This is a genomic window from Glycocaulis alkaliphilus (genome assembly GCF_004000605.1).
GTDB classification, from domain to species: Bacteria; Pseudomonadota; Alphaproteobacteria; order Caulobacterales; family Maricaulaceae; genus Glycocaulis; species Glycocaulis alkaliphilus.
On record NZ_CP018911.1, the window covers coordinates 903042 to 917399 of the forward strand.

22 protein-coding genes are annotated in these 14358 nt (G+C 62.4%); all 22 read left to right on the plus strand.

All coding sequences use genetic code 11. From position 1 onward, the window contains the following. Nucleotides 1-18: 18 nt before the first annotated feature. The 22 genes from rplP to X907_RS04410 all read left to right on the plus strand — a co-directional run bounded on the left by rplP (nucleotide 19) and on the right by X907_RS04410 (nucleotide 14282). On the plus strand, nucleotides 19-444 hold the full coding sequence (gene rplP, locus X907_RS04305; protein WP_127565803.1) for a 50S ribosomal protein L16: 426 nt from the start codon (nucleotides 19-21) through the stop codon (nucleotides 442-444). 4 nt (nucleotides 445-448) lie between these two features. Next, nucleotides 449-652: a 50S ribosomal protein L29 gene (gene rpmC / locus X907_RS04310; RefSeq protein ID WP_127565804.1), complete on the plus strand. Its 204-nt coding sequence runs from the start codon at nucleotides 449-451 to the stop codon at nucleotides 650-652. A gap of 3 nt (nucleotides 653-655) precedes the next feature. Continuing rightward, nucleotides 656-892, plus strand: coding sequence for a 30S ribosomal protein S17 (gene rpsQ, locus X907_RS04315; RefSeq protein WP_127565805.1), 237 nt, complete (start codon nucleotides 656-658; stop codon nucleotides 890-892). 46 nt (nucleotides 893-938) lie between these two features. Then, nucleotides 939-1307 (plus strand): 50S ribosomal protein L14, encoded by a 369-nt coding sequence (gene rplN, locus X907_RS04320; RefSeq protein ID WP_036512044.1) that lies wholly within the window; start codon nucleotides 939-941, stop codon nucleotides 1305-1307. 2 nt (nucleotides 1308-1309) lie between these two features. After that, nucleotides 1310-1624: a 50S ribosomal protein L24 gene (gene rplX / locus X907_RS04325; RefSeq protein ID WP_127565806.1), complete on the plus strand. Its 315-nt coding sequence runs from the start codon at nucleotides 1310-1312 to the stop codon at nucleotides 1622-1624. Continuing rightward, on the plus strand, nucleotides 1617-2177 hold the full coding sequence (gene rplE / locus X907_RS04330) for a 50S ribosomal protein L5 (protein WP_127565807.1): 561 nt from the start codon (nucleotides 1617-1619) through the stop codon (nucleotides 2175-2177). The genes rplX and rplE overlap by 8 nt, the downstream gene beginning before the upstream one ends. A 51-nt stretch (nucleotides 2178-2228) precedes the next feature. After that, nucleotides 2229-2534: a 30S ribosomal protein S14 gene (gene rpsN / locus X907_RS04335; protein WP_127565808.1), complete on the plus strand. Its 306-nt coding sequence runs from the start codon at nucleotides 2229-2231 to the stop codon at nucleotides 2532-2534. 13 nt (nucleotides 2535-2547) lie between these two features. Beyond that, nucleotides 2548-2946, plus strand: a complete 399-nt coding sequence (gene rpsH, locus X907_RS04340) for a 30S ribosomal protein S8 (protein ID WP_127565809.1) — start codon at nucleotides 2548-2550, stop codon at nucleotides 2944-2946. Between the two features lie 14 nt (nucleotides 2947-2960). After that, nucleotides 2961-3497, plus strand: a complete 537-nt coding sequence (gene rplF, locus X907_RS04345) for a 50S ribosomal protein L6 (RefSeq protein ID WP_127565810.1) — start codon at nucleotides 2961-2963, stop codon at nucleotides 3495-3497. A 14-nt stretch (nucleotides 3498-3511) separates the two neighbouring features. Further along, on the plus strand, nucleotides 3512-3874 hold the full coding sequence (gene rplR, locus X907_RS04350; protein WP_127565811.1) for a 50S ribosomal protein L18: 363 nt from the start codon (nucleotides 3512-3514) through the stop codon (nucleotides 3872-3874). Nucleotides 3875-3883: 9 nt separating this feature from the next. Further along, nucleotides 3884-4480 carry a 30S ribosomal protein S5 gene (rpsE, locus tag X907_RS04355; protein ID WP_127565812.1) on the plus strand — a complete coding sequence of 199 codons (597 nt, stop codon included), beginning with the start codon at nucleotides 3884-3886 and terminating at the stop codon, nucleotides 4478-4480. Between the two features lie 11 nt (nucleotides 4481-4491). Continuing rightward, nucleotides 4492-4683, plus strand: a complete 192-nt coding sequence (gene rpmD / locus X907_RS04360) for a 50S ribosomal protein L30 (protein WP_036512062.1) — start codon at nucleotides 4492-4494, stop codon at nucleotides 4681-4683. Between the two features lie 31 nt (nucleotides 4684-4714). Further along, the gene (gene rplO, locus X907_RS04365; RefSeq protein WP_127565813.1) at nucleotides 4715-5191 is read left to right on the plus strand and encodes a 50S ribosomal protein L15; all 477 of its coding nucleotides are present in this window, start codon (nucleotides 4715-4717) and stop codon (nucleotides 5189-5191) included. Between the two features lie 88 nt (nucleotides 5192-5279). Beyond that, nucleotides 5280-6629, plus strand: coding sequence for a preprotein translocase subunit SecY (gene secY, locus X907_RS04370; RefSeq protein WP_127565814.1), 1350 nt, complete (start codon nucleotides 5280-5282; stop codon nucleotides 6627-6629). Continuing rightward, entirely contained in the window at nucleotides 6626-7189 is a 564-nt protein-coding gene (locus X907_RS04375) for an adenylate kinase (protein ID WP_127565815.1), read from the plus strand. Before secY ends, X907_RS04375 begins: the two co-directional genes overlap by 4 nt. A gap of 212 nt (nucleotides 7190-7401) precedes the next feature. Beyond that, on the plus strand, nucleotides 7402-7770 hold the full coding sequence (gene rpsM, locus X907_RS04380) for a 30S ribosomal protein S13 (RefSeq protein WP_127565816.1): 369 nt from the start codon (nucleotides 7402-7404) through the stop codon (nucleotides 7768-7770). Between the two features lie 12 nt (nucleotides 7771-7782). Then, nucleotides 7783-8172, plus strand: a complete 390-nt coding sequence (rpsK, locus tag X907_RS04385) for a 30S ribosomal protein S11 (protein ID WP_127565817.1) — start codon at nucleotides 7783-7785, stop codon at nucleotides 8170-8172. A 117-nt stretch (nucleotides 8173-8289) separates the two neighbouring features. Continuing rightward, the gene (locus X907_RS04390; RefSeq protein WP_127569311.1) at nucleotides 8290-9309 is read left to right on the plus strand and encodes a DNA-directed RNA polymerase subunit alpha; all 1020 of its coding nucleotides are present in this window, start codon (nucleotides 8290-8292) and stop codon (nucleotides 9307-9309) included. 45 nt (nucleotides 9310-9354) lie between these two features. Next, nucleotides 9355-9771, plus strand: a complete 417-nt coding sequence (gene rplQ / locus X907_RS04395) for a 50S ribosomal protein L17 (RefSeq protein ID WP_127565818.1) — start codon at nucleotides 9355-9357, stop codon at nucleotides 9769-9771. 275 nt (nucleotides 9772-10046) lie between these two features. After that, nucleotides 10047-11489, plus strand: a complete 1443-nt coding sequence (locus X907_RS04400; protein WP_233352518.1) for a DegQ family serine endoprotease — start codon at nucleotides 10047-10049, stop codon at nucleotides 11487-11489. A 224-nt stretch (nucleotides 11490-11713) separates the two neighbouring features. Further along, complete coding sequence (locus X907_RS04405; protein ID WP_127565819.1) at nucleotides 11714-13021, plus strand: replication-associated recombination protein A; 1308 nt, start codon at nucleotides 11714-11716, stop codon at nucleotides 13019-13021. A 169-nt stretch (nucleotides 13022-13190) separates the two neighbouring features. Continuing rightward, nucleotides 13191-14282 (plus strand): serine hydrolase domain-containing protein, encoded by a 1092-nt coding sequence (locus X907_RS04410; protein WP_127565820.1) that lies wholly within the window; start codon nucleotides 13191-13193, stop codon nucleotides 14280-14282. Nucleotides 14283-14358 lie beyond the last annotated feature (76 nt).

Below are 14358 nucleotides of genomic sequence, written 5' to 3' on the forward strand. Positions count from 1 at the left end.
CAAGAGGGAGTTTGAAAGATGCTTCAACCGAAGCGCACAAAATTCCGGAAGGCCCACAAGGGCCGTATCCACGGAAACGCGAAGGGCGGCTTCACGCTCAATTTCGGCTCGTACGGGCTGAAAGCTGTTGAACCTGAGCGCGTCACGGCGCGCCAGATCGAGGCCACCCGCCGCGCGATCACCCGTCACATGAAACGGGCTGGCCGCGTCTGGATCCGCATTTTCCCGGATGTTCCGGTTTCGAAAAAGCCGACCGAAGTGCGGATGGGTAAAGGTAAGGGTTCCCCGGAATACTGGGTGGCCCGCGTTAAGCCCGGCCGCATCATGTTTGAGATTGACGGTGTGCCGGATGCGGTTGCGCGCGAAGCGCTGCGCCTTGGCGCCGCGAAGCTGCCGATCAAGACCCGTGTCGTAACCCGTCCGGGCGAGCAGGGAGCTGAGTAGCGCGATGGAAATGCAAGACGTACGCGCCATGACCGATGACCAGCTCCAGGACAACCTCCTGAAGCTGAAGAAAGAACAGTTTAACCTGCGCTTCCAGCAGGCCACGGGCCAGCTGGAAAACACGGCGCGGTTCTCCAAGGTGCGCAAGGATATTGCTCGCCTGAAGACCGACATGCGCCGGCGCCAGATCGAAAAGCAAGGGAGCTAGGCGATGCCGAAGCGCGTATTGCAAGGCGTCGTGGTCAGCGACAAGCAGGCCAAGACCGTTGTTGTGAAGGTGGAGCGCACATTCCTGCACCCGCTTCTTCGCAAGACGGTTCGGCGTTCGAAAAATTATCATGCCCATGACGAGGCCAACGCCAAGAAAGTCGGCGACACAGTCCAGATCCAGGAATGTGCGCCCAAATCGAAGCTGAAGCGGTGGGAGGTCGTCTCCGACCAGGCGTAAGCCGGGTTTGGAGAAGGTCGTTTCCTAGTTCTAACGGAGGATCACGATGATCCAGATGCAATCCAATCTGGACGTGGCCGACAATTCCGGGGCCCGCCGCGTGCAGTGCATCAAGGTGCTGGGCGGAGCCAAGCGCCGTTATGCCGGCGTAGGCGACATCATTGTCGTCTCGGTCAAGGAAGCCACGCCCAAGGGACGGGTGAAAAAAGGTGACGTGCGCAAGGCTGTCGTCGTGCGCACCGCGCGCGACATCAAGCGCCGCGACGGCTCCGTCATCCGTTTCGACACGAATGCCGCTGTGCTCCTGAACAATAACATGGAGCCGCTCGGCACGCGTATCTTCGGCCCGGTTCCGCGCGAGCTGCGGGCGAAGAACCACATGAAGATCATCTCGCTGGCGCCGGAGGTGCTGTAGTCATGGCTGCGAAGATCAAGAAGGGCGACAAGGTCGTCATCCTGGCTGGCCGCGACAAGGGCAAGACCGGGGAAGTGACAAAAGTGGTCCCGTCAGAGAACCGCGTGTTCGTGGGCGGCGTGAATATGGTCAAGCGCCATAACCGCCCGACCCAGACCACGCTTGGCGGTATCGAGGAAAAGGAAGCCCCGATCCACGTTTCCAACGTGGCTCTGGCCGACCCCAAATCCGGCGAAGCGACACGTGTCGGCTTCGAGGTGCGGGACGGCAAGAAGGTCCGGGTCGCGAAAAAATCTGGTGAGGTCATCAATGGCTGAGACCGCGACATATGAGCCGCGCCTGAAGACGCGCTATCGCGAAGAGATTCGCGCGCGTTTGAAGGAGAAGTTCGGCTACACGAACGACATGCAGATACCCCGTATTGACAAGATTGTCATCAATATGGGCGTCGGCGAGGCTGCACAGGACTCCAAGAAGCTCCAGGGAGCTCTGGCTGACCTGGAAGCGATTGCCGGTCAGAAGCCGGTCGCCACGCGTGCCACGAAGTCCATCGCGGGCTTCAAGCTGCGTGAAGGCCAGCTGATCGGCGCGAAGGTGACTTTGCGCCAGGACCGCATGTACGAGTTTCTCGACCGCCTGGTCACCATCGCCCTGCCGCGCGTCCGCGACTTCCGCGGGCTCAATGGCAAGAGCTTTGATGGCAACGGCAATTACGCGATGGGCATGAAAGAGCACATCGTGTTTCCCGAGATCGACTACGACAAGGTCGAAAAAGTGCGTGGCATGGACATCGTCGTGTGCACCACCGCGCGTAACAATGAAGAAGCGAAGGCCCTGCTGGCCGAGTTCGACTTTCCGTTCGCGAACTGACGCAGCAGGAACGCAGGCCCATCCCGGGTCCGCACGCAGGAGATGAATTGAATGGCAAAGAAGAGCGCAACCGAGCGTAATGCCCGTGTCCAGCGTCTGGCCAAGCGGTATCTGGCCAAGCGTCAGGCACTGAAGGCTGTCGCGCGCGACACGTCGCTGCCCGTCGAAGAGCGGTTTGCAGCCCAGCTGAAGCTGGCTGCCCTTCCGCGCAACTCGGCCCCGACCCGCATCCGCAACCGGTGCAAGGTTTCGGGCCGTCCGCGCGGTTACTACCGCAAGCTGAAAATGTCCCGTATCGCGCTTCGCGAGCTGGGTAGCCACGGCCTGATCCCAGGCCTGGTCAAGTCGAGCTGGTAGGGAGGGCAAGCCAATGTCGATGATCGATCCGCTCGGTGACATGCTCACCCGCATCCGTAACGCGCTCATGCGCCGGCGCACCAATGTGGTGACGCCCGCATCGAAGCTGCGCCAGCGTGTGCTCGATGTCCTGCTCGAAGAAGGTTATATCCGCGGCTATTCAGAGTCGCTGGATGCTGACGGCTTCAAGCAGTTTGAAATCGAACTGAAATATTATGAAGGCGCGCCTGTGATCTCCGAGATCAAGCGCGTTTCCAAGCCGGGCCGCCGGGAATACTCCAAGGCCAGGGATCTTCCGCTCGTTCAGAACGGGCTCGGGATTGCCATCGTTTCCACGCCGCGCGGTGTGATGAGCGATGCGTCAGCCCGCGCCCAGAATGTCGGCGGCGAGATTCTCTGCCACGTCAGCTAAGGGAGGCATGATCCATGTCACGTCTGGGCAAATTGCCGGTCGGCCTTCCTAGCGGAGTGAGCGCGACCATTGCCAACGATACGGTGAAGGTAAAGGGTCCCAAGGGCGAGTTGTCGCTCATTGTGTCCAACCTGGTCACCATTACTGAAGCCGAGGACAAGTCGCTGGTTGTGAAGCCGGCTGATGAGTCGACCCGTGCCCGCGCCATGTGGGGCACGACGCGCGCCAACATCGCCAGCATGGTGAAAGGCGTGTCGGAAGGTTTCGAGCAGAATCTCGAACTGGTCGGCGTCGGTTACCGCGCTGCGTCGCAGGGCCGCGATCTCAAGCTGTCGCTTGGCTTCAGCCACGAAGTGATCTACACGCCGCGTCCCGGCATCACGATTACTGCTCCCAAGCCCACCGAGATCAAGATCGAAGGGGCTAACAAGCAGGAAGTCGGCCAGACTGCGGCCGAGATCCGCAAGTATCGTCCGCCGGAGCCCTACAAGGGCAAAGGCATCCGTCTTGCCGGCGAATATGTCCGCCGGAAAGAAGGCAAGAAGAAGTAGGGAACCGTCAGGTCATGAAATCGTCTCGCGAAAAGATGCAACGCCGCGCGCAGCGTACGCGCTCGCGGCTTGCCAAGTTCTCGGGCGGCCGTCCGCGCCTGTCGGTCTTCCGCTCGTCCAAGCATATCTACGCCCAGATCATCGACGATGCGAACGGCGCCACGCTCGCCGCGGCTTCGACCCTCGAAGCCGATGTGCGCGGCGGCAAGCCGGCTGGCGCCAATGTCGAGGCGGCTGCCGCTGTCGGCAAGCTCGTCGCCGAGCGCGCCAAGGCCAAGGGCCTTACCGATGTCGTGTTTGATCGCGGCGGTTACATTTATCATGGGCGCATCAAGGCGCTCGCAGATGCTGCCCGCGAGGGCGGCCTGAACTTCTAGGAGAGCGCCATGGCTCGGGAAGACCAACGCGAAGGCCGGGGCGGGCGCGACCGCCGCCGCCGCGACGAGGAGCCGGAAAGCGAACTCGTCGACAAGCTCGTCCACATCAACCGCGTTGCCAAGACGGTGAAGGGCGGCCGGAACTTCCAGTTCGCCGCTCTCGCAGTTGTTGGCGACCAAAAGGGCCGTGTCGGCTTCGGACAGGGCAAGGCGCGCGAAGTGCCGGAAGCCATCCGCAAGGCGACCGAAGAGGCCAAGAAGACCATGGTGCGCATTCCGCTGCGCGAAGGCCGGACGCTGCATCACGATGCAAACGGCCGCTGGGGCGCTGGCAAGGTCACGCTGCGTGCGGCGCCTCCGGGCACCGGCATCATCGCAGGCGGCCCGATGCGCGCCGTGCTGGAAAGCCTGGGTGTTCAGGACGTGGTGGCCAAGTCGGTCGGCTCGTCCAACCCCTACAACATGATCCGCGCCACGTTCGACGCGCTCAAGGGGCAGAACAGCCCGCGCACGGTTGCGTCCAAGCGCGGCCTGAAAGTGGCCGATATTGTCAATCGCCGGAATGACGGTGCCAGCGCACCTGAAGCCGTCGACAGCCAGAGCTAGGAATACCGGCCATGGCCAAGAAAACAGTCATCGTGCGTCAGACGGGCAGCCATATCCGCCGCCCCAAAGACCAGCTGCAGACGCTGACCGGGCTCGGCCTGGGGCGTATCGGCAAACAGCGCGAGCTTGAGGATACGCCGTCTGTGCGCGGCATGATCGCCAAGGTCGCCCACCTGGTAGAAATCGTCGAGGAGCGCGGCTAGGGCCGCGCCATCCTTGATAAGGAGAATAGTCATGCGTCTGAACGAACTGCGGGATAATCCCGGCGCGGTGAAAGAACGCACCCGCGTGGGTCGCGGCATCGGCTCGGGCAAGGGCAAGACCGGCGGCCGTGGCGTCAAGGGTCAGAAATCGCGCTCTGGCGTTGCCATCAAGGGCTTTGAGGGCGGCCAGATGCCGCTTCACCAGCGCCTGCCCAAGCGCGGCTTCACCAAGCCGAACCGTGCAAAGTTTGCCGAAGTCACGCTCGGCCGCCTGCAAAAGGCGATTGATGCGGGCAAGCTGGACGCGAAAGCGGCTGTCGATGCCGACGCGCTGATCAGGGCCGGCGTTATCCGCCGCGCCAAGGACGGCGTACGCATTATCGGCGGCGGCGAGTTCAAGGCCAAGCTTTCCATCACGGCGGCTGGCGCGTCGAAGCCTGCCATCGCTGCGGTGGAAAAAGCTGGCGGGTCGATCACCCTGCCGGCCCCCAAAGACAGCGAAGCCTGATGCGGTTTACTGGACGGCTCCCCAGATGGGTTGAGCCGTCCAATTCCGTCCTGGCCTAACCGGGACCGCAAGGGAGCGAGACCAGCCCATGGCATCTGCCGCAGAACAACTTGCCGCTAACATGAATTTCGGCGCGTTTGCCCGCGCCAAGGAGCTGCAAAAGCGGCTCCTCTTCACGTTGTTCGTGCTGATCATCTACCGCGTGGGCACCTATATCCCCATGCCGGGCATTGATCCGGACGTGTTTGCCGGTGCCTTCCAGCAGCAGCAGCAAGGCATTCTGGGCGTCTTCAACATGTTTTCCGGCGGCGCCGTTGAGCGTATGGCGATCTTCGCCCTCAACGTGATGCCGTATATCTCTGCCTCGATCATCATGCAGCTCATGGCCGCCACCGTGCCGAGCCTGGAGCGCATGAAGAAGGAAGGCGGCGAGCAGGGCCGCAAGCAGATCAACCAGTATTCGCGTTATCTGACGGTCGTTCTCGCGATGCTGCAGGCCTTTGCCATCGCCGTGTCGATGGAAAACCCCGATCCGACGACGGGTGCCACCATCGCGATCGATCCGGGCTGGTTCTTCCGCATTACGGCTGTTGTCTCGCTGGTTGGCGGCACGATGATGCTGCTCTGGCTGGGTGAGCAGATTACGGCGCGGGGCGTGGGTAACGGCATCTCGCTGATCATCTTCGCCGGCATTATTGCAGAAATGCCGCGTGCGCTCTTCCAGACGCTGGAGCAGGGCCGTACGGGCAACCTTTCTGCAGGGCTCATCATCGCGATGATCCTTGGCATCATTGCCGTGCTGGTGTTTGTCGTCTTCATGGAGCGTTCGCAGCGGCGATTGCTCGTGCAGTATCCCAAGCGCCAGGTCGGCAACCGCATGATGGGCGGTGAGTCCAGCTTCCTGCCGCTCAAGCTGAACACGGCGGGCGTGATCCCGGCGATCTTCGCCTCCTCGCTCCTGCTGCTGCCGGCGACGATTGCGGGCTTCTCCGCCGACACCGGGCCTGACTGGCTGCGCACGGTGACGGCGCTGCTTGGCCCGGGCCAGCCGCTCTTCATCATCTTCTATGCGTCGATGATCATCTTCTTCACCTTCTTCTACACCTCCATCGTCTTCAATCCGGAAGACACGGCGGACAATCTGAAGAAGTATGGCGGCTTCCTGCCCGGCATCCGTCCCGGCAAGCGCACCGCCGAGTATATCGACTTCGTGCTGACGCGCCTGACCGTTATCGGGGCGGCCTATCTGACCTTCGTGTGTGTGCTGCCTGAAGTGCTGCGTGCGGAGCTGGACATCCCCTTCTATATCGGCGGCACGGCCCTGCTCATTGTCGTGTCGGTGACCCTCGACACCGTCTCCCAGATCCAGTCCCACCTGCTGGCACACCAGTATGAGGGCCTGATCAAGAAGACGAAGCTGAGGGGCCGCAAGCGATGAACATCATCCTGTTCGGACCACCCGGCGCGGGCAAGGGAACCCAGTCCAAGCGCCTGGTCCAGTCACGCGGCTGGGTCCAGCTTTCCACCGGCGACATGCTGCGCGATGCGCGCAAGGCCGGTACTGAGCTGGGTAACCGTGTGGCCGGGATCATGGATCGCGGCGAGCTGGTGTCCGACGAGATTGTCATCGCCCTGATCAATGAGCGTCTGCCTGAGGCAGACGCCGCCGGGGGTGCCATATTCGACGGCTTCCCGCGCACGGTTCCCCAGGCTGAAGCGCTCGACAGGCTGCTGGCGGAACGCAGCAGCCCGATCGCAAAAGTTGTCCGCCTTGTGGTTGACCAGGACGAGCTGGTCGCACGGGTGGAAAAGCGCGCTGCCGAGGAAGGCCGCGCGGATGACACGGTTGATGCCTTCAAGGTCCGCCTGAAGGCCTATAACGATCAGACGGCCCCTCTGATTCCTTTCTACACCGGCCAGAACAAGCTGGTGGATGTGGACGGGATGGGCTCGATGGACGAGGTTTCCGCCCGCATCAATGCGGCGTTGGATGCATAAGGCCCGTGCGCACGCTGCAAGGCATGTGTGCGGGGGAGTGAGTTTTGTGGAGTGGCGGCGCTAAAGCCCGGTTGACGGGTATGGCATCGGCACTATAAGAAGCGCCCTTCGCTCTGAGGGGCCGGCCACGAGGCAAGGCGCGCGCAATGTGTGTCGCGCCCTGTACGTGTCGGTTTCTTTTGCGCGCGGCATATTGAACAGGGAGTAGCGTTGTGGCCCGCATAGCTGGCGTCAACATTCCGACGAACAAGCGCGTAACGATCGCGCTTCGCTATATTCACGGTATCGGCCCGGCCATGGCGCGGGAGATCTGTGAGAAGGTAGGCATTCCGTCTGAAAAACGGGTTAACCAGCTTACCGATGCTGAAGTGCTTCAGATCCGCGAAACGATCGATGCTGGCTATATGGTCGAAGGTGACCTGCGCCGCGACACGGCCGTGAACGTCAAGCGTCTCATGGACCTTGGCTGCTATCGCGGCCTGCGCCATCGCCGCGGCCTGCCCGTGCGCGGTCAGCGTACCCACACCAATGCCAGGACCCGTAAAGGTCCGGCCAAGCCGATTGCCGGCAAGAAGAAGTAAGGACCAGGCGCAATGGCCAAGGAACCGACACGCGTACGCCGCCGCGAGCGCAAGAATATCACCTCCGGCGTGGCGCATGTGAATGCCAGCTTCAACAACACGATGATCACCATCGCCGATGCCCAGGGCAACGCGATTTCCTGGTCGTCGGCCGGCACGATGGGCTTTAAAGGGTCGCGCAAATCGACCCCTTATGCCGCCCAGATGGCCGCTGAAGATGCGGGCCGCAAGGCGCAGGAACACGGCGTGAAGACCCTTGAAGTCAAGGTGTCGGGCCCCGGTTCGGGCCGCGAGTCGGCTCTGCGTGCCCTGCAGTCTGTCGGGTTCACGATCACGACGATCCATGACGTGACGCCGATCCCGCACAATGGCTGCCGTCCGCCGAAGCGCCGCCGCGTCTAGTTTATCCCGGAGCCGCGCGTCACTCGCCGCGGCTCCGGTACAGTTTAATGTGTCGCGCGCTGGCATCGGGCAAATCGGCCTGATACCGGGCGCGCCTTTCGCTTGAAGGGACGTTCCGTGATCGAGAAGAACTGGCAGGAACTAATCCGTCCGATGAAGCCCGTCGTTCAGGCTGGCCATGATGCTGCGCGCAACGCCAAGATCGTTGCCGAGCCGCTTGAGCGCGGTTTCGGCATGACGCTCGGCAATGCGCTGCGCCGCGTGCTGCTGTCCTCGCTCCAGGGTGCGGCGGTGACTGCTGTCCAGATCGACGGCGTGCTCCACGAGTTCTCGTCGATCCCCGGTGTGCGTGAAGATGTCACCGACATCGTGCTGAACCTGAAACAGGTTGCCCTGCGCATGCATGGCGAAGGCCCGCGCCGCGTCGTGCTGCGCAAGAGCGGCCCCGGCGAGGTGACGGCTGGTGATATCGAGGAAACGGCAGACATCGAGGTCATCAATCGTGACCACGTCATCTGCACCCTCGACGAAGGCGCGAGCCTGCGCTTCGTGCTGACGGTCAATACCGGCAAGGGCTACGTGCCCGCCGAGCGTAACCGCCCGGAAGACGCGCCCATCGGCTATATCGCCATCGACGCGCTCTACAGCCCGGTCAAGCGCGTGGCCTACCGCGTGGAAAACACCCGCGAAGGCCAGGTGCTGGACTATGACAAGCTCATTCTCGACATCGAGACCAATGGCGCTGTGACGCCGGAAGACGCCGTGGCCTATGCTGCGCGTATCCTGCAGGACCAGTTCCAGATCTTCGTGAACTTCGAGGAGCCTTCCGAGGCCCGTGGTCCGGAAGACGATGCGCCGTCGCTCGACTTCAATCCGGCCCTCCTCAAGAAGGTGGACGAGCTGGAGCTGTCTGTGCGCTCGGCCAACTGCCTGAAGAACGACAATATCGTCTACATTGGCGACCTCATCCAGAAGTCGGAATCGGAAATGCTCCGCACGCCGAACTTCGGCCGCAAGTCGCTCAATGAGATCAAGGAAGTGCTGGCCCAGATGGGGCTGCACCTCGGTATGGAGGCGCCCAACTGGCCGCCGGAAAATATCGAGGACCTGGCAAAGAAATTCGAGGATCAGATCTAGGCAGGCCGCCGCGAGGCGCCTTGCCCGGAGTGAAGGAGACATCCCATGCGTCACGGGAATGGATATCGCAAGCTCAACCGCACCGCGTCCCACCGGCGCGCCATGTTCGCCAATATGGCGGCTTCGCTGATTGAGCACGAGCAGATCGTTACGACCCTGCCGAAAGCCAAAGAGCTGAAGCCCATCATGGACAAGCTCATTACGCTGGCCAAGAAGGGTGATCTGCACGCCCGCCGTCAGGCAATCGCGCAGATCCGCAACAAGGATCAGGTGTCCAAGCTGTTTGCCACGCTCGGCCCGCGCTATGGCGAGCGCAATGGCGGCTATACCCGCGTTCTCAAAGCCGGCTTCCGCCATGGCGACAACGCGCCGATGGCTGTCATCGAGCTGGTTGACCGCGATGTGGACGCCAAGGGCGCTGTCGACCGCGCCCGCGCCGAAGAGTTCGCTGGCGAGGAATAGGCTTCACGCCAGACCAGACCATAAAAGCCCCGGTGGAAACACCGGGGCTTTTTGTTGTTTGCGAGGTTAGCCCTCGTCCTTCGAGACGCTCGGTTCGCTCGCCCTCAGGATGAGGGCTTCCAGCTATCGCGCCCCTCATGCTGGGGAGGCTTCGTAGAAGCCGTCTCGAAGCACGGGGGGCTCCCCCTTACCGCACTTGTAACCTTCAGCCTCTGTTCAGCCGCATTCGCACACCTTAAATCGGTCGGGAGAGAAGTGTGAGGGAGCACGCATCCATGAACTGGAAACTGCCAGCCATTTGTGTGGCGCTGATCGCCGGGTTTGGTCTTGCTGCCATGGCGGTCAATCCGGCCAATGGTCAGGAAGAGACCCTGGCAGGCGCAGGCAGCCCGGAGCGCACGCTGCCACTATCACGCGCCGACCTGCAGCTTTCGTTTGCCCCTGTGGTGCGCAGCGCAGCACCGGCGGTGGTGAATGTGTATTCGCGCCGCGTGGTGGCCGATCAGAACCCGTTCGCTGGCGATCCGATGTTTGAACGCTTTTTTGGTCGTCAGGCGCCGCGTCAGCGCGAGGTGCAATCGCTTGGCTCAGGCGTGATCGTGGACGGGGCAGGCCTTATCGTCACCAATAACCACGTGGTTGCTGGCGCGCAGGAATTGCGCGTGGTTCTTTATGACCGGCGCGAGCTGGAGGCGGAAATCCTGCTGGCCGACGAGCGCACAGACCTGGCTGTGCTGCGTGTTGTCACCGACGAGCCGCTGCCTGTCCTGCCTTTCGATCTGTCCGGTTCGGCGGAAGTGGGTGATCTGGTCCTCGCCATCGGCAATCCGTTCGGCGTCGGTCAGACCGTGACCTCCGGCATCGTGTCGGCGCTGGCCCGTACCGATGTCGGGATCACCGACTATGCCTTTTTCATCCAGACCGATGCGGCCATCAATCCGGGTAATTCCGGCGGGGCGCTGGTCAACATGAATGGCGAGCTGCTGGGCATCAACACGGCGATATTCTCGCGCTCTGGCGGGTCGCAGGGCATCGGTTTTGCCATTCCTGCAGAGATGGTGCGCAGCGTGGTTCAGGCCGCGACGCAAGGCGGAGAGCTGGTGCGCCCCTGGCTGGGCGCGCGCCTGCAGCCGGTGACCAGCGACATCGCGCTTTCCATGGGTTTTGATCGCCCGCGCGGCGCGCTGGTGGCCGATGTCTATCCGGGCGGGCCAGCCGACCGGGCACGGTTGCGTCAGGGTGATGTGATCCTCTCGGTGGACGGCGCAGAAGTGAATAACGAAGCGGCGGTCCGCTTCCGCTTTGCTACGCGGGCCATTGGTGACGAGGCCGTTGTGCGCGTCATGCGCAATGGCGAGGAGCGCAACCTCACCGTCACCGCGGCAGCGCCTCCCGGTGACCGCGAGGGCGAACGCGTGGTGCTGGAGGGGCGCAATCCCTTCCAGGGCGCCGAGGTGGTGGAGCTGTCTCCAGCCTTCAATGAAGCCAACGGGATGGATCCGTTCACCGATGGGCTGATCGTCACGCGCGTCCAGCGGCGCTCTGCGGCCGAGTTTTTCGGCTTCCGGCCCGGTGACCGTGTCCTCAGCGTCAATCAGCGCGCTGTGAGCAGTCTTCGCGAAATCCAGCGCGAGCTGGCGCGCAACGATGATGCACGTGAATGGCCGGTGGAGATCGAACGGCGCGGGGAACGTTTCGCACGTACATTGCGCCTCTAGCGTATCCCAGCAACATGCTTCGGCGGAGCGGTGTCCTCCCCCGTTTACGGGGGAGGTGTCAGCGAAGCTGACGGAGGGGGGAGCTTTTATTGAACAATCCCCCCCTCGGCCCTTCGGGCGTTCGAAGCTTCGCTTCTCACCCCGCCCGTAAACGGGGGGAGACATCGCAGCGACTCTGACCGGCGCGATTGCGCGCGGGCCTGGCGAGCGCCACACTTGCGTCCATGTCAGACCTTTTCCAATCCGCCGGCCTTGAAAGCGACGCCCCGCGTCCGCTGGCCGACCGTCTGCGTCCGCAATCGCTCGATGAGGTGGTGGGGCAGGATCATGTGCTGGGGCCTGACAGCCCGCTGGGGCGCATGCTGGCGCAGGGGCGGCTCTCCTCGATCATTCTCTGGGGCCCGCCGGGCGTCGGCAAGACCACTATTGCCCGCCTGCTGGCCGAGGCATCGGGGCTGGAGTTTCACCCGCTCTCTGCGGTGTTCTCCGGCGTTGCGGATCTGAAAAAGGCCTTCGAGCACGCGCGTGGCCGCCGCGCGGCGGGCAAGGGCACGCTGCTGTTCGTCGATGAGATACACCGCTTCAACCGCGCGCAGCAGGATGGCTTCCTGCCCGTGGTGGAGGAGGGGGTGGTGACGCTTGTCGGCGCGACCACCGAAAATCCCAGCTTTGAGCTGAATGCGGCGCTTCTGTCGCGCTGCCAGGTTCTGGTGCTGAAACGCCTGGATGAGGGCGCGCTGGAGCTGCTCTTGCAGCGGGCGGAAGCGGCAGAGGGTCATGAACTGCCGCTGTTAGCCGACGCCCGCGAGGCGTTGATAGCGATGGCGGACGGGGATGGGCGCTATCTGCTGAACCTCGCCGAGGAAGTGCTGCGGCTGGAGCCTGAAGCCCCGTTGTCCACGCCGGAGCTCGGTAAATTCCTGCAGCGCCGCGCGCCCGTCTATGACAAGGACCGCGAGGAGCACTACAATCTCATCTCCGCCCTGCACAAATCGGTGCGCGGCTCAGACCCCGATGCGGCGCTCTACTGGCTGGCGCGCATGCTGGGGGCTGGCGAGGATCCGCTGTTTCTGGCCCGGCGCATCGTGCGCATGGCCAATGAGGATATCGGCCTTGCCGACCCGACCGCCATTCACGCCGCGCTGGCGGCCAAGGAAACCTATGATTTCCTCGGCAGCCCGGAAGGCGAGCTGGCGCTGGCGCAGGCGGTGGTGCATCTCGCCTGCGCGCCCAAGTCCAATGCCGTCTACGTGGCATGGAAGGCCGCCCAGCGCCTTGCGGGAGAGACCGGCTCGCTGATGCCGCCAGCGCACATCCTCAACGCGCCAACCCGCCTGATGAAGGATCAGGGCTACGGCAAGGGCTATGAATACGATCACGATGCGCCCGGCGGCGTGTCGGGTCAGGACTATTTCCCGGACGCCATGAAAGACCGCCCGCGCCTGTATGAACCGAAGGACACAGGGCGCGAAGCCGCCATTGCCGAGCGGCTGGCGCGCTGGAGGGCGTTGCGGGAGAAGAGGCGGGGCTAGTATTGCGCCCTTGTTCTCTTCATACCGCCCAACCCGGCGCAGTATCGAAGCATTTATGGATGATAGGACGGTGCCTTAAATTACAATAATTCAATATATTTCTGAAACTTAACTTTTTATTGCGTTGGATGTTTGGCAGTAGCGGCCTTCAGTAAAACGGGGGTTTGCCGTGAAAAACATCTTACTTCTCCTGGGTGCCGGATCTGTTCTTCTTGCGAGTGCTGCCGCGACGGCCCGTCCTGCAGAGCAGTCGGAGCTGGATCTGGATTCTGCTGTGGCTCCCTATTCTGATACTGGCGAGTTCAGCGGAGTGGTCATGCTGGGTCGGGGTGGCCGCGAGATATGGAGCGGCGCCTATGGCATGGCGAGTGTTGAGCTCTCTGTGCCGAGCCAGCCGCAGCTGCGCTACAAGCTGCATAGCAGCTCGAAGTCCATTCTCGCGGTGGCGGTGATGCGTGCCGTGGATCAAGGCCGGCTGGATATTGACGCCCCGCTCTGCATCTATCTTGATCCGTGCGCGCAGACTTGGGGGGCGATCACGCTGCGGCATCTGCTGAGCCACACTTCCGGGATCGCAGACATCACCAATGACATGGTCGACGGCTGGAGAGGCGATATCGCCAGCACGATCGCAGCCCTCTATGACGACCTTTCAGCGCGACCGCTGGAGTCTGTGCCGGGTGAGGTGTTCAGCTATTCCAATTTCGGCTTCACGCTCATCTCGCTGGTGCTGGAGCAGCAGTACGACATGCCCATCCATGACGTACTGCGCGTAGAGGTCTTCGAGCCGGCAGGCATGGTATCGGCCAGTCTTGAAAGCCCGCCTGAGACGGGTCTGATGTATGATGGCCACCGCATAGAGCCTTTGGCCGTGCCTGGTTATAACGGACGCCCGGACCACCTGCAGCAAGCCTACTCCAAGATGTATGTCATTCCCGGAGCCGGCGGCGTTGTGGCCAGTGCGCAAGACTGCATCAGCTTCCTGCATGCAGTGTTCGAGGGCGATCTGATAAGCGAGGCTGCCCTGGCGGACATGCTGACGGTTCCTTTCCCGGATGCATCCGATGTCTATGCGCTGGGCTGGGTTGTCGGTGAAGCCCGGGGGGAGCCGGCCTACGGTCACAGTGGCGGCAATAATGGTTTCATTGCCTATCTTCAGTATCGGCAGACCGACGGTCTGGCACTTGTACTGCTGTCCAATCGTGGCTTTACGCCACTACGTGACATGTTGAGCGACATCCGGATTGCATTGGACGAATGATGACCGGCCGCGAAAGCTCTTGCGAACTCCCCTGTTTCTGAAATGAGACCTCCTGCTTTTCATTTCACGGGGAGGG